At 56.5% G+C, this 19,408-nt stretch carries 14 protein-coding genes; 5 read left to right on the forward strand and 9 right to left on the reverse strand.

Going from position 1 to position 19,408, the window contains the following annotated elements:
• Positions 1 to 2,187, reverse strand: a complete 2,187-nt coding sequence (locus J4772_RS30450) for a (Fe-S)-binding protein (RefSeq protein ID WP_209072772.1) — start codon at positions 2,185 to 2,187, stop codon at positions 1 to 3.
• Positions 2,188 to 2,297: 110 nt separating this feature from the next.
• Here J4772_RS30450 and J4772_RS30455 point away from each other — a divergent pair, with 110 nt between their 5' ends.
• The 3 genes from J4772_RS30455 (at position 2,298) to J4772_RS30465 (ending at position 4,915) form a co-directional block, all read left to right on the forward strand.
• Entirely contained in the window at positions 2,298 to 2,882 is a 585-nt protein-coding gene (locus J4772_RS30455; protein WP_209072773.1) for a fatty acid metabolism transcriptional regulator FadR, read from the forward strand.
• 125 nt (positions 2,883 to 3,007) lie between these two features.
• Positions 3,008 to 3,784 (forward strand): electron transfer flavoprotein subunit beta/FixA family protein, encoded by a 777-nt coding sequence (locus J4772_RS30460; protein WP_209072774.1) that lies wholly within the window; start codon positions 3,008 to 3,010, stop codon positions 3,782 to 3,784.
• A 147-nt stretch (positions 3,785 to 3,931) separates the two neighbouring features.
• Positions 3,932 to 4,915, forward strand: a complete 984-nt coding sequence (locus J4772_RS30465) for an electron transfer flavoprotein subunit alpha/FixB family protein (RefSeq protein ID WP_209072775.1) — start codon at positions 3,932 to 3,934, stop codon at positions 4,913 to 4,915.
• A 145-nt stretch (positions 4,916 to 5,060) separates the two neighbouring features.
• On the opposite strand, the gene J4772_RS30470 is transcribed toward J4772_RS30465, so the two are convergent.
• The 4 genes from J4772_RS30470 to J4772_RS30485 form a co-directional block, all read right to left on the reverse strand.
• Complete coding sequence (locus J4772_RS30470; RefSeq protein WP_209072776.1) at positions 5,061 to 5,948, reverse strand: helix-turn-helix transcriptional regulator; 888 nt, start codon at positions 5,946 to 5,948, stop codon at positions 5,061 to 5,063.
• A 56-nt stretch (positions 5,949 to 6,004) separates the two neighbouring features.
• Complete coding sequence (locus J4772_RS30475) at positions 6,005 to 6,751, reverse strand: phytanoyl-CoA dioxygenase family protein (RefSeq protein ID WP_247740895.1); 747 nt, start codon at positions 6,749 to 6,751, stop codon at positions 6,005 to 6,007.
• Between the two features lie 216 nt (positions 6,752 to 6,967).
• A complete protein-coding gene (locus tag J4772_RS30480; RefSeq protein WP_209072777.1) occupies positions 6,968 to 7,531 on the reverse strand; it encodes a winged helix-turn-helix transcriptional regulator in 564 nt (187 codons plus the stop codon).
• Complete coding sequence (locus J4772_RS30485; RefSeq protein WP_209072778.1) at positions 7,528 to 7,890, reverse strand: VOC family protein; 363 nt, start codon at positions 7,888 to 7,890, stop codon at positions 7,528 to 7,530. Before J4772_RS30485 ends, J4772_RS30480 begins: the two co-directional genes overlap by 4 nt.
• A gap of 197 nt (positions 7,891 to 8,087) precedes the next feature.
• Between J4772_RS30485 and J4772_RS30490 the strand changes: the two genes are divergently transcribed.
• Positions 8,088 to 8,714, forward strand: a complete 627-nt coding sequence (locus tag J4772_RS30490) for a hypothetical protein (RefSeq protein ID WP_209072779.1) — start codon at positions 8,088 to 8,090, stop codon at positions 8,712 to 8,714.
• Positions 8,715 to 8,793: 79 nt separating this feature from the next.
• On the opposite strand, the gene J4772_RS30495 is transcribed toward J4772_RS30490, so the two are convergent.
• The 3 genes from J4772_RS30495 to J4772_RS30505 all read right to left on the reverse strand — a co-directional run bounded on the left by J4772_RS30495 (position 8,794) and on the right by J4772_RS30505 (position 15,726).
• Positions 8,794 to 10,449 carry a thiamine pyrophosphate-binding protein gene (locus J4772_RS30495; RefSeq protein ID WP_209072780.1) on the reverse strand — a complete coding sequence of 552 codons (1,656 nt, stop codon included), beginning with the start codon at positions 10,447 to 10,449 and terminating at the stop codon, positions 8,794 to 8,796.
• Positions 10,450 to 13,248 (reverse strand): bifunctional diguanylate cyclase/phosphodiesterase, encoded by a 2,799-nt coding sequence (locus J4772_RS30500; RefSeq protein ID WP_209072781.1) that lies wholly within the window; start codon positions 13,246 to 13,248, stop codon positions 10,450 to 10,452.
• Positions 13,249 to 13,431: 183 nt separating this feature from the next.
• Positions 13,432 to 15,726, reverse strand: coding sequence for a type IA DNA topoisomerase (locus tag J4772_RS30505; protein ID WP_209077538.1), 2,295 nt, complete (start codon positions 15,724 to 15,726; stop codon positions 13,432 to 13,434).
• A gap of 159 nt (positions 15,727 to 15,885) precedes the next feature.
• Here J4772_RS30505 and J4772_RS30510 point away from each other — a divergent pair, with 159 nt between their 5' ends.
• Positions 15,886 to 17,121 (forward strand): hypothetical protein, encoded by a 1,236-nt coding sequence (locus J4772_RS30510; RefSeq protein WP_209072782.1) that lies wholly within the window; start codon positions 15,886 to 15,888, stop codon positions 17,119 to 17,121.
• 157 nt (positions 17,122 to 17,278) lie between these two features.
• On the opposite strand, the gene J4772_RS30515 is transcribed toward J4772_RS30510, so the two are convergent.
• Positions 17,279 to 19,375: an alpha-L-rhamnosidase-related protein gene (locus J4772_RS30515; RefSeq protein WP_209072783.1), complete on the reverse strand. Its 2,097-nt coding sequence runs from the start codon at positions 19,373 to 19,375 to the stop codon at positions 17,279 to 17,281.
• Positions 19,376 to 19,408: the final 33 nt, after the last annotated feature.

Here is a 19,408-nt window from a genome sequence, read left to right on the forward strand (position 1 = left end):
CTAACCTCCTATCGAGTGATTCTGGCGAAGCGGAGAATCGCCGAAAACGGCCTGCTCCAAAATTTCCGCGATATCCTTGGCCCGTACGTCGTCTGCGACTTCCTTCATTTTCGTCCCGTCCTCCATCATCGTGAGACAGTACGGACAGGCGCTGCCGATGACAGTCGGCTTCACCGCAAGCGCTTGCTCGGTGCGGGCCAGATTCACGCGTTTGCCCGCCGTTTCCTCCATCCACATCATGCCGCCGCCCGCTCCGCAGCACATGCCGTTCTCGCGGCTTCTGACCATTTCGACCAGTTCGACGCCCGAAATCGCTCTCAGTATATTGCGCGGCTCATCGTAAACGTTGTTATAACGCCCGAGATAGCAAGAGTCGTGGTACGCGATGCGCTCCTTGACCTCATAGCGGGGACGGAGCTTGCCTTCCCGAATCAGCCGGTCGAGCAGTTGCGTATGATGGAGCACTTCGACATCTTCCAGTCCGAAGTCGGGATATTCGTTTTTGAACGTGTTAAACGTATGCGGGCAGGTGGTGACGATCTTCCTCACGCCGTATTTGCGGAACGTCTCGATGTTGTCCGCCGCGAGCTGCTGGAACAGCATCTCATTGCCCATCCGGCGCGGCGTATCGCCCGAGTTGCGCTCCTCGTTGCCGAGAATGGCGAAGCTGACTCCGGCCTCGTTCAGCAGCCGGGCTAACGCTCGCGAAATTTTGCGCGCCCGCAGGTCGTACGCCCCCATCGAACCGACGAAAAACAAGTACTCGAAGTCCGGATTTTCCCTCACCGTCGGCACGCGCACGCCTTCGATCTCTCCGGTCCACTTGTCGCGGTCACTGCGGCTCAGCCCCCATGGGTTGCCCTGGCGTTCAATGTTTTGCAGCGCGCGCTGACCTTCATGCGGGATGCTTCCCTGCATCAACACGAGATGGCGACGGAGATCGACGATCTTGTCGACGTGGCCGTTGCCGACTGGGCATTGATCCTCGCAGTTGCGGCAAGTCGTACAGGCCCAAATTTCGTCCTCAGTCATGACACCGCCAATCAACTCGACCTGCTCGGGGCTTGTGTCGGGCGTAGCCGTCCAAGAAGCCTGCTGCCAGGCGAGCGTCGGGCGAATGTCGGTAATCGGGTCCCCCTCAGCATTCCACTCGACTGCTCGACCGGCTATCTCAATGAGTGTATGAGTTTTAGCCGCCCCTCCTCCTCCGAACGCAAATTCCGGCACCCACGGCGATTGGCCGGTCACCGCTGCTCCTTTTTCCGTCAGGTGGTCTCGCAGCTTCGTGATGAGGTGCATCGGCGACAAGGCTTTGCCGGTATTCGAGGCCGGGCATACGTTGGTGCAACGCCCGCATTCCACGCACGCATAGAAATCGAGCATCTGTTTCTGCGTGAACTCTTCGATTTTTCCGACGCCGAACGATTCGGCTTCCTCGTCCTCCAGATCGAGCTTCTTCAGCTTGCCGGGCGTCTCGGCACGGCCCAGCCAGATGTTGATCGGGGCGGTTATCAGATGAAAATGCTTCGATTGCGGAACGTAGACGAGGAAAGCGAGCAGAATGAGCAGGTGCAGCCACCAGAAAAGGTAGAACAGCGCTTGCGCCGCCGCGACGGGCAGGTGTGGGAACAATCGTGCGATTGCGGAGGATACCGGAGCATAGCCCGAGTAGTCGAGGTCAAGCCAGAGACGCTCGAAGCCTAGCGACAGCAGCACGGACAGCATGAGGGAGAAAATAAAATAGAGGACGAGGCTCGGCTTCCACCCGCGTTTTAGTCGGCTTAGCTTCTCGCCGTAGCGTCGGTAAGCGGCGTAGCCCATTGCGACGAGAGTGAGCAGCACCGTAATTTCCTGGATCAGACCGAATAGCTCGTAGGCCGGAAGCGGCAGATGGCCGCCTGCGGTCAGCCCTTTTACGATCAAATCGATCGCCCCGAACTGCAGCACGATAAATCCGTAAAACACAACGAAGTGCATCAGACCGCTGCGAAGGTCCTTGAACAGTTTTTTCTGCCCGAACACCTGCGAGAGGAACGTCCCCGTTCCATCTCTGCCTCGCATCTTAAATTCCGTCGCCTGCCCCAGCTTCACATACAAAACTCTGCGGTACACCGCTTTTCCGAACAAATAGCAGCCGTACCCGACCGCGGCAACAAACAACAGCCAATTCGCCGTCTGCCATCCCATCGGCATTCGCCCCCCTTTCCGCCGCTTTTTCTCATGATATGGCCGGTAGGCGAATAAAATGAATGAGGCTTCATTCAGCCAAACGATTTTTGGCCATCGGGGTGCGTGCAATGACGGGACCTAAACGGAAAAAATACAGCCTCATCCTCGACGCCGCCGAAAAGGTGATCGCAGGCAGCGGATACCACGGCGCGCAGGTGTCGCGAATCGCCAGGGAAGCGGGGGTGGCCGACGGTACGGTCTACTTGTATTTCAAAAACAAGGAGGATATTCTCATCTCCTTGTTCCGGGAGCGGCTCGGCGATCTCGTCCGGCTGTTCCACGCCAGCATTCGCGAGACGCATACGGCTGCCGAAGCTTTGCGCATCGTATGCGAAATTCATTTTGCCATGCTGGAGCGGCAAGCCGATTTCGCCCACGTCACCCAAATCGAGCTGCGCCAGAGCTCACCCGAGCTTCGCAACGCCATCGGACTTACAGTGAAGCCCTACATCGCGTTGATCGAGAGCATCGTGAGAAAAGGAATCGAGGAGCAAACGTTCCGCGCCGACCTGGACACGAAGCTGACCCGCCTGCTCCTCTTCGGGGCGATGGACCAGGTCGTCACCTCTTGGGTGATCTCGGGACGGAAGTACTCTTTGTCAGGCCAGGTGGATAAAACGGTGGATTTCTTTTTGCGGGGCTTGCAGGGGTAGTTAGAAAGTGGTGGCGGGAGCGCGATTAGGTCCGTAGGGCGGTCTTATTTGTCTCAGTCTGGTGGCGAGAGCGCGATTAGGTCCGTGGGGCGGTCTTATTGGTCTACAACGAAAGGAGCATAAGCATGAACATTTACGTGATTTTGAAGCAAACCTTCGATACCGAGGAAAAAATCGTGCTATATGACGGACAAATCTCGGAGGATGGAGTTAAGTTTGTGATCAACCCGTACGACGAGTATGCGGTGGAAGAGGCCATTCGGCTAAAAGAGCGCCACGGCGGCGTCATCGTTGTCGTCTCCGTCGGCCCGAGCCGTGCGGCCGAAGCGCTGCGGACGGCACTGGCGATGGGAGCCGATGAAGCGGCGCTAATCTCCGATGAACGCATCGGCGGGGACGAATATTCCGTCTCCAAGGCGCTCTCCGCATACTTGAAGGCCCAATCTGAGCAGCCGTTCGACCTCATCCTCGGGGGCAGCTTCTCGATCGACAACGGAAGCGGACAGATCGCCGTTCGACTCGCGACGCTGCTGGACATCCCGCATGTCTCGTCCGTTACGCAACTGACTGTCGACGGCGGCCTGGCCACGGCGCTGCGAGACGCGGAAGGCGACACCGAGACGATCGAGTTGGCGTTGCCCGCGCTGATCACGGCGCAGCAAGGGCTGAATGAGCCGCGCTATCCTTCGCTTCCCGGCATCATGAAGGCGAAGAAGAAGCCGTTGCGGACGCTGCGACTGGAAGACATCGGCTTGTCCGAAACGGACATCTCACCCAAAACGGAGCGGCAGTCGCTGACGCTGCCTCGCCCTCGTCAAGCCGGAAAGCTGCTAAAGGGCGAGTCGAGACAGCAAGCCGCCGAGCTGGTCAAGCTGCTGCGCACAGAAGCGAAAGTTCTGTAAAGGCGAAGCCGCTTGATAGTTTTCATTTGAAAGGTACTTCAAATAAGTTGCGTTCGCAAGTTTCTTTTAATCAGGTTTCTTTAATCAAGTTTCTCTAATCTAGTTTCTTTAATATAGTTCATGTTCGATAGTGAGGGAGGAATAAAAATGAGCCAAACCTATGCGGTTATCGCGGAGACGCGCGGAGGGAAGCTGCGACAGGTGACATTGGAGGCGATTGAAGCGGCAAGACGGGCCACACAGGAGGAAAACGCCTCGATCGCCGCAATATTGATCGGACATCAAGTGTCGGAGCTGGCAGAGGAACTGGCGCAGTACGTCGACGGCCCGGTGCATGTCGTTGATCGTCCCGAACTGGAAGTTTATCATCCCGAGGCGACATTCGCCGCAGCGACCGACGCACTAGCCGAATTGAACCCAAGCGCCGTGTTTCTCGGCCATACGGCGATCGGCCGCGACCTGGCGCCGATGATCGCCGCCCGTCTGGGAGCGGGGCAAATTTCCGATGTGACCGCGATCGAGCACTCAGGCAGCGACACATTTTACATCAGACCGCTCTACGCCGGCAAAGCATTCGAGCGCAAAAAGTTCGTTGCGGACGGCAGCGCGCAGATCGTCACCGTGCGACCCAACAACTTCGTCGTCGCGGAGCCTCTCCCTTCTCCCGGTCCGATCGCCCACTCAAACCTTGCGACGCTATCGAATCTACGCTCAACCGTAAAAGAAGTCGTTCGCAAGACGTCCGGCAAAGTCGACTTAACGGAAGCGAAGATCGTCGTCTCCGGCGGCCGAGGCGTCAAAAGCGCCGAAGGCTTCCGGCCGCTGGAACGGCTCGCCGAGGTGCTGAACGCCGCCGTCGGCGCTTCCCGGGCAGCTTGCGACGCCGGCTATTGCGACTACGGAATGCAGATCGGGCAGACCGGCAAAGTCGTCACGCCCGAAATCTACATCGCTTGCGGCATCAGCGGCGCGATCCAGCATCTGGCCGGCATGAGCCAGTCCCGCGTCATCATCGCCATCAACAAAGATCCCGAAGCCCCGATCTTCAAAGTCGCCGACTACGGCATCGTCGGCGACCTGTTCGAGGTCGTTCCGTTGCTGACGGAGGAATTCGAGAAGGCGCTCGCCTAGCTATATTTGCTATTCATCGGACCGCTCTTCACTGTATCTTCGGACCACTTATTAAGCTTGAATCTTCTCCTTGAATACTCACGACAGAGAGCGCAAGTTCAGGCAGCCTCCGCCTCAACTTGCGCTCTCTGTCCCCCCTATCCGATCAGCCGTTCGCTTCCTCTCTCTCGCCCCCGCCCGCCCCGGTCGCCATCGAGCCGCGCAGCTGGCGAGGAGACATCCGATACCTCGCCTTGAACGCCCTCAGAAAATACGCCAGAGTGTTAAAACCCGCCGCATAACAGATTTCCGTAATCGGAAGATCCGTCGCCTCGATCAGCGATTTGGCAAACCCGAGCCTCATGTCGCGCACATGCGTCTGAAAGGTATGCCCGGTCTGCTTGCTGAAGCTTTCGCTGAAATAATTAACCGAGAGCCCAGAAAAACGGGCAACGTCCTCAAGCAGCAACTGCTCGCGAAAATGATGCTGCAAGTAGACGAGCGCCTTGCGAATAGAGGGATGAATCGATAAATCCGGTTCCTTGTACGATTTCGCATCCGAAGGCGGGCAACTGCGGCACAGATCGACGAGCAAGCGCTCGATGCACCCTTTTACGACAATGCCGCTGAGCTCCCTCCAATTGTCGGACTCGCGGATAATCCGCTCGAATTCATGCTCCGCATCCGCATATTCCTCCTGTCCGTACTCGCAGGAATACGCATTGCCTCGTTCGAAGAGCCTCCCTGCCAGGTCGTCCGAGATTATTCGCTCCGTAAAAATCAGATTGTATAACCGAAGCGTCTGTCCGGCGTCTGGAACGATTCGGTGAAAATCGGCGGGAGTCAGTAAAAACGCATGGCCCCGCTCCACGCGAAAAGGAACGCCGTTGACATGATGAGTACCCATTCCGGAGACGACGAGCCCCAACTCGTAAAATTGATGCCAATGCGTGCCGATTTCCTGGTCTAGCGTATGCCGGTACATTCGAAAGGAAGATAACGAATCCATATACTGATCGTTCAGCAGCCTCTCGGGCAAGTGTTGGATTTTCATGTTCTCTCCCCCTCCATCTTCCGGATAGCCGTCCGTAGGCTCGGCAGCATTTGGGCCTAAGCGTTCACGAACGTATTGCCCCCCAGATCCCGGCCGCGCGCCAGCCAAACCTTAAATCCCGGATTAGCCTCCGGGAAGACCGTGGCCTCCGTGGAGAAGTACCGCATCGTGTAGCCGCACCTGCGATTCGGGCTCGCGTTCGGCGGAGCGCCGTGGATAATCCGCGAGTCGTGCAGGGAACATTGCCCCGGCTCAAGCTCGAAGTAAACCGCTTTCGATTCGTCGATTTCGCTTCTCTTGATCTCCGTCGGAAAAATATTTTGTCCCTCGTCGACGCTCTCGTACTCCGAGAAGCCGTTCCGATGAGTACCCGGAATGACCCTCATGCATCCGTTCTCCTTGTTGCTTCTATCGATCGCTAACCAGACCGTGATAATCTTGTCGAAGCGGGATAGCCGCCCCTTCCAATAAGCCGAATCCTCGTGCCATGGCGTCTGCTTTCCGGTCAGCGGCTCCTTGCAGATGAAATGGCTGGACCACAGCCCGATATTCGGACCGATGATCGGCTCTATCAGATCGAGCACCTCGTCGGCTAGCAGAAATTCCAGCAGCCTCTCGTCGCGAAAATGCGGCGTATCCAGCTCGCTATTCAGCTTCCGACCGACCGCCGCCCACTGCTCTTCGAAAATATCGGTGAGCTTTTGCATTTTTTCCGGTCCGAACAACGGTTTTCGATATATCGCATACCCCTCGTCTTTGTACCCTTGCAGCTGTTCCTCCGTCAACATCCCGTTTGCCGCCATATTCGTTCCCCTCTCCTTATCGTACACGATTTCGGTTACGCTTCCATCATAAAAAATCGCGGCTTCTAATGCTTATCTTCATTACGGATAAAATTGACTTCACTTCGGATTTTGTTAAAAAACTGCTCTGCTTGACCTTCTTGGCCTTGCTTTACAAATAAAAAGCACATGCCCCCCCTTGTTCAGGAGATACATGTGCCTTTGTACTTCGTCCGCCTATACCAGGGAGGACAAATCAGCCGTCAGAACCGCGATCGGTTTCTCGCTAAGCGATGACAGCTCGTAGACGAACGAGGGGCGGGGTTGATCGACGATATGCTTAACGATCAGCTCCTCGCCGCGCAATTCGTCCAGCCGCGTCGATAGAATGCGAGGCGTGGCGGTCTGCAAGACGCGTCGAATTTCTTGGAAATGGCCGTGCTGATAGTTAAGCGCGACCAGCACGGGCATATTCCAGGCCTTGGCGGACAGCGCTCCGTGACCGATTTGCGCTTCGGAGCTGCGAATCGCTTCGGCCGCCTCGCGGTAGAGTTTGCCTTTCTCAGTCAGCTTGTACTCCGGCAGCAGAGGATGGCGACGCTCCTGAGGAGTCAGATGATGGATGAGTTCCGCGTCGCTTAGCTGCTTCAGATTGTCGCTGAGCCGGGCCGGCGCAACGTCCAGCTGTCTTTGCAACGGGGTGAATCTCCCGCCGCTGTTCTCAAGCGCAAGCAGAATCGGGATCGTCCAGCGCCCCGACAGCTGCTGCGCTAGCTGCAATACGAATTGCTCTTTGCTCAAAGCTCGGTCAGCTGCTGCGACAGCATGAGCGAATGCCCGTCCGGATCGGTGAAGGTCGCCAGCTTGACGAAATCGTCGATCGTCTCGATCTCGCCGACAAAGCTGACGCCAACCCCCTGCAGCTTACGTACGGCATCCTCGATGTCCGCCACATCGAATACGGTCGAAGACGTCGAAGGCTCAACCGTCTCCGCCTCAGAGAAGCCGATCACGCAATTGTCGGTATTTGTCTTCACCATCGCCATGCCCCACTCGGGATTGTGAAACAGCTCTTCAAAGCCCAGCTTTTCGGTATAGAACGCCAAAGAACTCTCAATGCTGCGGACGTTATACCACACTGTTAATCCCGGAACAAACATCTCGTCACCCTCCTTTAATACCGAAATTATACCAAGTATATTTTCGATAGTAAAGTCCGGGATGTCCGATCTCTCAAAGTCAGGAAAGCAGGAAAACGGCTACTAACGTCGAAATTGGTGTCGAAATGCGGCTATAACGTAAACGTCAAAGCCAACAACCGCAGGTTCCCAACTCTACACCGACAGGAGGCACACTCATGCCCGATACGACAAAAAAAGCCTATCGTCCCGATACAGCGGACGAAAGACTTCCCAAAATCGCGCAGCTCGACTCGCGGATCAACGGCCAAGACCGCCCGAGCGCCGAGGAGATTATTCGATTCGTAGACGAAGTTTTCAAAGTTGACCTGAATAAAATGCCGCTGTTGCCTAGCCATGCCGATCCCAGCCTCACGCCCGCTGCCGCGATCGAGGTGTCCCTTCAGCGTGCCCAGGACCGGCCATCCGCCGCGGATATTCGCGGCGCGATCAACCAAATATTCGGCATCAACCTCGATGCTCTGTCCGCGTTGGGAGGAAAACGGATTTCGCTATTTTCCAAACGGCAATGGATGGTTAGAGACGACAGCGACCTGTTCGCGGTACGAACGGGGGACGGCGATGCGGACGTAACCGTCAGTCCAACCGCGTATTTGCTCGAACGTCTCGGACCCGGCGAGTTCCCCCTGCTCGAGCCTTTAACGGAGCTAGGCTTCAACCGCAACGAATCCGATGGCAGCTACTATTTCGCCTCCCCTGACGGGAATGCCGTCGCCGATGCCTTCAAGGGAAGGACGATGGCGGCGATCATGAGCGCGATTCGGGACAATTACGCCCATTTGTAGAGCTTGTTCTAACTCCGATCTTCTTGACGCAGTATATCAGAGCTTTTGAACACGCACTTACTACGCCGCACGCTCGTATTTATTTCCCGAACGAGGACAGAAACTTAACGCGGTCGCCCATAGGGGGAACGTTGTTGTCCTGCAAAACGACTTCAAGAAGGGCAGGACCTTTCGCCTGCATAAGACCGGAAATGAAATCGCGGCTAATGTCGTCCATGCCGCAAGCTCTGAAGCTGGGAATGCCCATAGCCTCGGCCATCGCCGTAATGTTGACAGCTTCCTGTCCGAACGACGGATGGGTTCTGTTGAATTGCAGCGAGTGCCCGTGATAGACCATCCCCAGACGGGCATTGTTCATTACGACGAACAGAATCGGCAGGCCGAGCTCTCTCGCCGTCAAGATTTCCATTCCGTGCATGAAGAAGCAGCCATCGCCCGTTATACATACGACCGGACGGTCCGGCTCGGCCAGCTTCGATCCGATCGCCGAGCCGATGCCGCTGCCCATGGCGCCGAAATGAACGTTAATACTGTAACAGTCCGGAGCCGGCACCCGCATATGATGGATCACATAGGACATAAACTCGCCTATGTCTACCGTATATCGAGTATCGTCCGGCAAGCAGCGCTGAAGGCTGAGCAGCGCATTCCTTGTGTTGTATTCTTTTCCCGCCTCCGTGAACTCCGTTTCGGCCGCCCTCGTGCGGCTTGAGCCGGATTCGCCATGCTTCGCGCCGGACGCCAGCGTCTTAAGCTCGTCCAACAACATGAGCAAGCTAAGATGGATGTCTCCCAGCACGGGAATATCGATTTCGTATTTCCGATTAAATACGGTAACGTCGAAATCGAGCTGAATGGTTCGCCGGCCTCTCGTCAATCCGGGATTGTAGTTGTTCGTGGCCGTCTCTCCCAAGCTCGATCCGACAATCAGCAAAGTCCGATACGAGCCGTCGGAGACGACCTCCGATGCGCTCTCGTGGCCGGCAAAGCCGAAAATGCCTGCATACAGCGGGTGGTCGTCCGGAATATACCCTTTGGCCTGCGGCGTCGTCATGATCGGCCATTCCAGCAGTTCGGCAAGTTCGACGAGCAAATCGACCGAGCCTCTGACGCCTTGCCCGACAAGAATGCAGCCCCTTCCATTGTCCAGCATCGTCCGAGCGGCCCGCTCGACTGCAGCCAGCTCCGGAACCATCGGCTTTCTTGACGCTCCTGCCGGAATGTCCGGCTTGCCGACATCGGCATGCTGAATGTCGATCGGCACGGCGATATGAACCGGACCCGGAACGCCGGATACGGCAATTCGATGGGCTTTCGCCAGCTCCTCAAGCAGATGCTTGGCATCCTTGACGATAACGCTGTACTTCGTCACAGGTTGAAAAATCGGAGAAACCTCCAGCTCCTGCGACGCGTTTAACCCCATCGTGTTTACGGGAACTGCGCCGGTCAGGAACAATACGGGAAGATGCTCGCGCATCGCGTTGGCCGCTCCCGTGACCAGATTCGTCGCTCCGGGCCCGCTGCAGCCGATACAGACGGCCAGTCCTCCGCCGTACTTCGCGTAAGCCGCCGCCATATAGGAAGCGGCTCCTTCATGTTTGGCGACGACCGGCTCAAGTTCGGGCAACTCGCACAGCTCGTCGAAGAATGCATTGACCGAGCCTGCCGGGATGCCGAAAATATGCCGGACGCCGCTTCCTTTCAAATATTCCAATACCGCCCGCGCCGCTCTCATCTAATGCACCTCCGTAATACTTCTGTCCATCAAAAGCGCAAATTCTTCAGCCGTCATCGGCGTGCTAAAATAATACCCTTGCATCAGACGACAACCCCGCTCCGACAGAAATTGCACATGCTCCTTCGTCTCTACGCCTTCGGCGACGACACTTAAATTCAAATTCCGCGCCAGTAAAATAATCGTGTGGGTAATCGCGGCATTGTCCTTCTCGCTCTTGATTTCCTGGAGGAAGGACTTGTCGATCTTCAGCGTATCAATCGGCAAGCTCTTCAAATAGCCTAACGATGAATAGCCTGTGCCGAAGTCGTCTATCGCGATTTTTACGCCTAGATCTTTCAATTCTCTCATTGTCTTTAGCGTCAGTTCCTGGTTTTTGATAATCAGGTTTTCGGTCAGCTCCAGTTGCAAGCGGTCTGGAAGCAGCCCGGCTTCGGACAATGCGTTTTGGACCAGCGCATACAAGTTGTTCTGCTCGAATTGACGCGCCGACAAGTTCACTGACATGCTGCTTAACGCGTAGCCTTGTTCCAGCCAGCTTTTCAGTTGGAGGCAAGCTTCCTTCAGCACCCATTCGCCGATCGGGATGATGAGAGCCGTCTCTTCGGCAATCGGAATAAACTGATCCGGAGCGATCATGCCTCTAGTCGGATGATTCCATCGCAGCAGCGCTTCCACGCCTACGATCCGTTTCTCCGAATAATCGATCTGCGGCTGGTAGTAAATCACAAGCTCCTCTTGCTCAAGCGCCTTGTACAGATCGTTTTCCAATTTAATGCTTTCAATCGTTCGCACGTCCATGCCGGCCCGGAAGAAATGATAGCTGTTCCCGGAGATTTCCTTCGACTTGTACATCGCCGCGTCCGCGTTCTTGATCAACGTCTCCGTCGTATCGCCGTGATCGGGATATAGACTAATTCCGATGCTCGCCTTCATGTAGATTTCGTTGTCCATCAGTTCGAACGGCTCCGAGAAGGCGTCCACGACTCTCAGAACCACTTCCAGCACTTCGTCTTCGGTATGGATATGAGGGAGGAAAATAGTGAATTCGTCCCCGCCCTGCCGGGATACGGTCGCGCCGAGCGGCACGCAGGACGACAACCGCCTGGCCACGTCTCGCAGCAAATGATCGCCGTAGCTATGTCCCAGAGAGTCGTTGATGAACTTGAAGCGATCTAAATCCAGATAGAGCACGGCCAATCTCTCGCCTGTGCTCTGCGCGTGGGACAGCCCTTGTTGGAGCCGATCCTTCAACAACAGCCGGTTCGGCAGATCGGTCAAGCCGTCGAAGTAAGCACGGTACTTGATCTCCTCTTCCATCTGCTTGCGCTGTGTGATGTCTTTGAAGGTGACGACTTCCCCTACGACCTCGTCGCCTTCGCGGATGGCGGAGATGACGTACTCTACCGGAAAGACGGAACCGTCTTTGCGGTAGAAGCTGTCGCTCTCGTAAAAGTTGTCTTTAAGTCCCTCGAATACGACGGCCGTCTCCTGATCCTGCCTTTCCTGAAAAACGATGCAGGAGGGCTGCCCGATCAATTCGTCCTTCTTGTCGTATCCAAGCATAGTTACTCCCGCTTCATTGCAGAACGTAATCTTCCGATCAAGATCCAGACCGAATATTCCTTCCCCCGCGGAGTTAAGAATCAGTTCCTTCTCGCGGCTGAGCTGCCGCAGCTCGGCGATCGCCCGCTCTAACGCCTCGTTCTTAACCGTGATTTCCGATGTTCGCTCCTGAATGATATTCTCCTGCTTCTCCATATACAGCAGGTTGGATAAGGTGGAGGCCGTAGCATCGACGATCGATTGCGCAAACTGCAGCGTCGCCTCCGAGTAGAGGAAGCTCCCCTCGTCGAGCTTCACTACGGCGATAGCGCCAAGCACCTCTTTCATCGCTACCAGCGGGAGCATGAGCAGTCCCTTTATCCCGAACTGACGGCAAAGCTCGTGATTCGGCCTGCCGTCGTTGAACACATCCGGGATGAGCACCGCCTGTTTGGTCCGGATCACCTCTTGAAACACCAGGTCGTTGCTCTCGTCCATCCCGATCCGACTATGCGTCCGCATCCAGTCCTCTTCCGTCCAGTCGCTGTCCTTGCTGAGTTTGGCCGGCGCGAGTTGACTTTCCGTGATAGGATCAAGCAGATGCACGCCAATATTGCAGTTATCCAACACCTTGCTCAAGTAAAAAAAACAGCTGTCCAGGCATTCTTGAAGCGTCGAGCTCATCGATAGATCGCGCGTCACATCCAGCAACAGCTGCTTTTCGGCGAGAAGATTTTCTTTATGAGTCAAATTTCTGGCATTTCGTATTGCTACGGCCGCCATATTCACGTAGGCCTCGACCGTCTGGATCTCCGATTCCATCAGGTTCATCGGCACGCCGTAGTCAAACAGAAAAACAAGGCCGAAAAGTTCCTGCTCGAAGGAGATCGGCAGCACCAGCAGCGACTTGATCTGGAAGCCTTGCACCGCGCGGGGATCCGGCCGGTTGTCCTTGGACGTATCGGGAATATAGATGGTCTTCTTCGTATCGATTACTTCTTTGGCCAGCAAATCCATTTCCGTATCGATCACGTGCATGTCCAGCGTCCAACCGTTGATAACCTCCGGCTTGCCGACATAGCCGCGAAACGTTCCATCGGCCTGCGGCAAATAAATCCCTACGGAATCGCATTGGACGATTTCCTCGGAAATCGCCGTCGTTACATGCTCCAACACCTCGCGCAGCTCAAGCTTCGTATTGATCAGCTTCGTCAGGTTGGCGAGCCGGGAATATCTCATTTGCTCCTTCAGCATTCTTCTAACCCTCACTCCCGTATAGGTCATCCCGTAAACCGCATCGCTATCGAATCCTAGTCCGATGATTGTTGTACACAATTCTACATCCGAGCTTAATTTCCTGTCGAGCGCCGCCGGTATTTGGTATTTTTACAAAAAACGACAGAAATCGAGTTCCCCCGACTCTGTCGATTCTTTACGCTACACCCGTTCCAAAGCCAACTCGCCCGTCCTGTCGTCCTTCAGCACGATTTTGGCTTCGAACGCCTCCCCGTCGTTCCCGGCAAACTTAAGCTTGCCGGTTTGGCCCTTGCCGATCAGCGACTTGACCATCGCGTCGGTCAGCGTGCGTCCCAGACTTTCCTTCCAGATGACGAACTTGCAGCCCGTTTTGTAATGACTGCATCCGTAGCCTTTGCGCCCCATGAAAATGCTGCCGCCGCATCCAGGACTTGGGCAAACGCCAATCACGGCCGGCTCCCCGCTCTGCTCTGCGGAAGACGCTTTGACCGGAGCTTTCCGCTTAGCCGGCGCTTTCTTCGCGGCGACGGCAACCGAACCGCCCGACTCTCCGCCGTCGGAGGCCTTCTTGCCGCCACGCGCCCCCTTCGCTGGAGGTTCGGGCCTGGCGAACGCATTTCTCGCGGCCGGACGCTGAACGTTAACCTTGTCGATAATTAACCTCGTAAACTTTTTCACGTTGCCCATGAATACATCGGCCGAAGCCTGTCCGCGCGCGATCTCCGTTAATCTTCGCTCCCAGTGGCCGGTCATTTCCGGCGAAGTCAGCAGCTCGACGCCCGCTCCGCGAATCAGCTCGATCGCTGTTCTTCCTTTGGGCGTAATGACGATGCGCTTGCCCTGCATATCGACATAGCCGACCTGTTTCAGCCGCTCAATCGTCGCCGCTCTCGTCGCGGGAGTGCCGAGTCCCGAATCCTTCATCGCGTCGCGCAGCTCCTCGTCCTCGATCTGCTTGCCCGCGCTTTCCATCGCCTTCAGCAGCGTTCCTTCGGTATAGGGCTTCGGAGGCTGCGTCTCCTTCTCCTTGACCTCGGCGTCCGCGCAAACGACGGGCTTCTGCGGATCGACCTCGAACGGCGCGTCCGTCTCCTGCTCCTCTTCCTCCGCAGCCCCGTCGTCCTTGTCCTTGCTTTTCTCCTTGGCGCTGCCTTTGGAGGCCGGAGCGTCTCCCGCGTAAATGATTTTCCAGCCAAGAGACAGCAGCTGCTTCACCGTCGTCTTGAACGTCTCCTTCTCGACCTCCGTCAGTACCGTATGCACCTTGTACTCCGCCGCCGGGTAGAAGTGAGACAGAAATCTTTTGACGATCAGGTCGTACAGCTTGCGCTCGTCCGGACTGAGCCCTTGCGGCTTTCTCATCGTCGGCATAATCGCGTGGTGGTCCTCGACCTTGGCCGGATTGCACACGTTCTTGTTGTTCGCATGAACAAACCGTTTGTTCGCGCCGTTCACGAATTCCCCGTAATCCGGAGAATTCCGCATCGCATCCAAAATCTTGTGCATCTCCGGAATGTTCTCTGCATTCACATAGTTCGAGTTTGTACGCGGGTAAGAGATGACTTTGTGCTTCTCGTAAAGCGCCTGCGCGACGTCGAGCGTCTTTTTCGCGGAGAAACTGAACTTGCCGTTCGCCTCCCGCTGCAGCAGCGTCAGGTCATACAGCTTGAAGGGATACTCCTTCGTATCCTTGACCTCGTAGCTCGCAATCGCTCCCGTTTTGCCCCGCACTTTGTCGGCAATGGCCTTCGCCTTCTCGGGATCGGTCAGCCTGTCGCCCTGCCAATTGCCTTTATAAGCGATACCTCCGTCCTGCTCAAACATGCCCGTAATCTCGTAAAACTTCAGGGAATCAAAAGACTCGATCTGCTTCTGCCGGTCGTAGATCAGCGCCAGCACCGGCGTCTGCACCCGCCCGACGGACAGCAGCTCGTTGTGCTTCGTCGTGAACGCGCGCGAGCCGTTCATTCCGATCAACCAGTCCGCCTCGCTCCGCGCGCGGGCCGCTTGGGTCAAGTTGGCGTACTCTGTGTTGTCCTTCAACTGGTCGAAGCCCTTGCGAATCGTCTCCGCCGTCAGGTCGGAAATCCACAGCCGCTTTACCGGATGCCGCAAACCAAGATGCCTGACGATCAAGGAGAAAATGTGCTGCCCTTCCCGCCCGGCATCGCATGCGTTGACCAGATCGCCGCTGCGCGCCGCCAAATCCGCGATCACCTGCAGTTGATCCTTTGTCCGAGGGTTCGGCAGCAGCTTAAAATCGTCCGGGATAATTGGCAGATCGCCAAATCTCCATTTCTTGTATTTCTCGTCGTAGAGATCAGGCTCGGCCAATCCGATCAGATGACCGATCGCCCAGGTAATAATATAGTTTTCGCCCTCCAGATAGGAGCGCTTGTTTTGCGCTTTCGGCTCGATTACGGCCGCAATATTGCGGCCCATATCGGGTTTCTCCGCGATGACCAACGTCTTCAACACGGCTTCGTCCTCTCCGTTAGCAATTCGCGCAACCGCTGCGCGGATTGATCAATATAGACCGATTATATCACAGGTTTTGAGCCGCTTCGCGAAAATGAACCTGCCGACCTCCTCGAACGTTTGTTACATAACAAAGTAAAAAGGATTGATTTTCCTATGATCGACTTGAAGTGGAAACGGCTCGGAGCGGCTGCCCTGCTTGGCGCTCTGTTAATTGCAGGAGCATGCGACTCGCGCGAAGAAAACGGGACGTTAACGGCGGATACGGAAACCGGGTTAGCCTCAGCCGAGGCGGAAACTGCGGTGGCGGTTGGGGCGTCTACGTCTACTTCCGAACCGGTATCGCCCGATGTATCGGTTGAAACGAACAAGCCAGGAGAAGCGAAGCTCCCTCTACCCGAGCGGCTGCGGGCCGAGTTGGACAATGAGCCCCTCCCGGAAGAGCAATTCGCCGATTGGCTTCGGTCGCGGGCCGAGCAATACAATCCGGGCGATTATCCGGTTAACGTAATCCGGGCCGATCTCGACGGGGACGGCTTCAAACGCGAATGGGCGACCGTCGTCTACGAGAGTCGACTAGTCGAGAACGTCGAGTCCCGCTACGCCTACGGAATTGTCGCGGCTTTACAGGACGGTAAATACGAATGGCATAGCTTCGTTTTCCCCGAGGAGGACTACGGACGGGCTTCGATTCTGGATACAGGCGATTTGAACGGAGACGGCAAGCCGGAGATCGTCTGGGCTTCGCTGGGAATCGGGGCGCATACGTCTACCTTTACCTATACGGTATCCGGCTGGGACGAAGGGAAGCTCGTTACCCGTCCGGGAGCCGTGATCGTTCCAAGCGTGTCCGAAGCCGGCATCCGCGACGGCAAGCTGAGCATCTCCGGAGGACTGATCGATTCCGTGGGAGCCGGACCTTGGCAAAGAGAGTACGCCGATACGTATACGATTGCGGACGGCGCCCTCAAGCGTGAAAGCCGGGTTTTCTCCGAAGCTCCGACCCCCTATCATCGGCTGTTGGACGGCTTGTGGGCGGAAGCGGACGGCGATATGGAGAGAGCTCTCAGTCATTATGAAGCGGCGGCTTCCATGAAGGCGAAGAGCTATCGGGACTTTGCTTTTATTTTCAACCGAGAGTGGGTCGAAGGCGGGAAGATGGAGGACGAGGAAAAGAAGTTCGAAGATGTCGTTCATCAATTTTCCAAGTTCCGGGAGGAACGACTTAAAGTGGAGTCGAAGGAAACGAATGAAGAGAACGCGTGCGCAGCCGCCAAAAAGAAAAGCGGTTACGACGCGTCCTGGATCGCCTATCTCAATGCGCCAGCCGGCTACGCCAATCCGGTATGGAGCGACGAAACAGTGTGCTCGACGATTGAGGAGCGGTTCTAGTAGAGCCCAAGGCGAAGCGGCGTTTATACGAAACCTTGTAACCTTCGGCAAATTTGTTTACTAGGTTGACGAGGAGGGCTGCCGCAAAACAAAATCTTCCTGACAATGCCGCGAGGGTCTTGTCGGGAAGATCTGCGAAGCCGGGAAGTCCCATCAGTCAGGCGAGCAGCACTTCGTAAATCGTATCCGGTTGCGCCAGCTCCAGCTCATAACGTCCCTCGGAGACCGGAACGAGCGGACCGTCCTTCGTTCGGGGCGTTCCGTCGCACGAGAAGACCAGCGTTCCGACTCCGGCCCCGCATGTCGTGACCCGGATACAGCTCGCGTCCCGGTAGACGGCGATATCGCCGTTTGGCGTCGGAACCGAGCCCTCGATTCGATCAAGTCCCGCCGTGTGCGGCTCCACCCGGTAGCGCGCGTAACCCGGCTCGGTCGGACGAACGCCGAGCACGTACTTGCCGAGCAAATAGATCGGCGCGGCTCCCCAAGCGTGGCACAAGCTCTTGCGGAACTTGTCGTGGTACATGTCGTACTGAAGCTCGGGCGGCAGCGCCGGATCGTACTCCTCCCAGAAGGACGTTGCTCCAAGATCCATCATGCCGCCCCAGTAATCGCGAATCTCGCTCAGTACCCGCTGTGTCTCTCCCAGCTCGCACATCGCCTCCAGCTCGAAGAAACGCATGAACGGCGTGACGATTTTCTGGATGTCGTCGTTCAGAATGACGTTGCGCTTCACCGCTTCGCACCGATCGTCGTCTAGATAGCCGAAGCGAAGAGCGAGCATGCTCGGATACTTGAGCACTTCGCGCACCATTTCACCGTTCAGCTTACCATGGAGGAACACACCGCGCTCTTCGTCCCAGAACGTGGCGAAAATCCTCTCCCGCAGCTCGGCGGCCGCGTCCGCGTAGCGCGGCGCGCGATCCCCGTCCCCGAGCGCTTGGGCAAATTCAGCCACCGTCTCGAGGCTTCGGCATAACATGAGCTGCTCGGCAGCCAATGCGCCGCGACGCTCCATCGGCGCCCAGTCGATGAATATCCAATCCTCCGGATAACCTTCCATCATGCCTTCTTCGTTGCGCCTTCCAAGACAAAATTCCATTAAGCTCAGCATATCGGCATAACGGGCCCGAACGAACTCCAGATCGCCCGTATACAAGTAATAATCCCGACAGCTCAGAAACCAATAGAACGTATAGTCCATAATGGTGTTGATATGGATTTCTACCGGGTTTTTGCCGCGCAGCCCGATCAGCGTCCGCTTCGCAACGTCCTGCTCGAAAAACGAGTAGTTGTTGAGCAGAAAGCCGAGATTGGCGTCGCCGCTCCATACCCAGCGGTCGCGCTTCATGCCGTCGTACAAAAACTCGCGCATGTTCATCTGCAGTGTATGCTCCGACAGCTCCCAGATGTCGTTCAGACGGGCATCCGAGCTGCGGAATTCGCCGCGGCGCTTCATCGGCAAATATTCGTAATGATGAACGACGCTCTCCCAGCTCACTCCCTCGTCCGCCTTCAATTGGATGTAGCGGAAAGCCCGGGTGACGGGAGTTCGCCAATCGCGGGACGTTCCACCGGCCAAGTCTCCGTTCACCGACAACGTATCGAACGTCTCCGCAAGCTCGCCCGCCATCGCTTCTTCACGGGACTCTCCGTAATATAGATAGATCCGGCCCTGCCCGGTCACTCCGCGAAACTCGACGTGACCGAACGTTTCCCGGCCGAAGTCGGCGAGCGTCCCGCCTTCGACCGCCTCCAGAGCTGCGGGCTCCCTCTCCTCGTAAGCGAACGGGAACGCGGCCGGAGGAAGCGAAACGTCGTGGAACGTCCACGAGGCGACCGGCACCCACTTGCCGTTCAGAGCCGTGACTTCCCAGCCTTCCCCGGAGTCGCAGCCCGCGCCGGAAGCGTACAGCGCCGGAATCTCGCGGTCGCTGTAGACGTTGACCGACAGCGTATGCCTACCTGCCGGGAGAATAACCGAAGAGATCGGCTGGTTGGCGCGGCGCAGCGGCGTCATATCGTCATCAAGCAGAAGCACGAATTCTCCTTGCGCCGCTATCGTCAGCTCCGCCGGCTCCGCCAGCTCGTAAGTCCGGCGGAACTTGACGCTTGTATACGCCGCGTCCAGCCGCCACGACGGCGGACAGATGTACCCTCTGAACTGCCGGAGCACGGACGCCTTCTGGTGAAGCCATATTTCATAATCGCCGGGATACCAGATCCAGGTCGGGCGATTCTTAATCGCGGTCATGCGGTACTCCCCCCGTTTCTATCCTATTGTTTG

The sequence above is a fragment of the Cohnella sp. LGH genome (assembly GCF_017671885.1).
Classification (GTDB): domain Bacteria; phylum Bacillota; class Bacilli; order Paenibacillales; family Paenibacillaceae; genus Cohnella; species Cohnella phaseoli.

Excerpts from the sequence above, each read along its gene's own strand:
- J4772_RS30485 (WP_209072778.1), bottom strand. The coding sequence starts at position 7,890 with ATGTTTGTTCCGGGATTAACAGTGTGGTATAACGTCCGCAGCATTGAG.
- J4772_RS30455 (WP_209072773.1), top strand. The coding sequence starts at position 2,298 with ATGACGGGACCTAAACGGAAAAAATACAGCCTCATCCTCGACGCCGCC.
- J4772_RS30470 (WP_209072776.1), bottom strand. The coding sequence starts at position 5,948 with ATGAAAATCCAACACTTGCCCGAGAGGCTGCTGAACGATCAGTATATG.
- J4772_RS30515 (WP_209072783.1), bottom strand. The coding sequence starts at position 19,375 with ATGACCGCGATTAAGAATCGCCCGACCTGGATCTGGTATCCCGGCGAT.
- J4772_RS30500 (WP_209072781.1), bottom strand. The coding sequence starts at position 13,248 with ATGCTGAAGGAGCAAATGAGATATTCCCGGCTCGCCAACCTGACGAAG.
- J4772_RS30495 (WP_209072780.1), bottom strand. The coding sequence starts at position 10,449 with ATGAGAGCGGCGCGGGCGGTATTGGAATATTTGAAAGGAAGCGGCGTC.
- J4772_RS30465 (WP_209072775.1), top strand. The coding sequence starts at position 3,932 with ATGAGCCAAACCTATGCGGTTATCGCGGAGACGCGCGGAGGGAAGCTG.
- J4772_RS30450 (WP_209072772.1), bottom strand. The coding sequence starts at position 2,187 with ATGGGATGGCAGACGGCGAATTGGCTGTTGTTTGTTGCCGCGGTCGGG.
- J4772_RS30490 (WP_209072779.1), top strand. The coding sequence starts at position 8,088 with ATGCCCGATACGACAAAAAAAGCCTATCGTCCCGATACAGCGGACGAA.
- J4772_RS30510 (WP_209072782.1), top strand. The coding sequence starts at position 15,886 with ATGATCGACTTGAAGTGGAAACGGCTCGGAGCGGCTGCCCTGCTTGGC.
- J4772_RS30460 (WP_209072774.1), top strand. The coding sequence starts at position 3,008 with ATGAACATTTACGTGATTTTGAAGCAAACCTTCGATACCGAGGAAAAA.
- J4772_RS30475 (WP_247740895.1), bottom strand. The coding sequence starts at position 6,751 with ATGGCGGCAAACGGGATGTTGACGGAGGAACAGCTGCAAGGGTACAAA.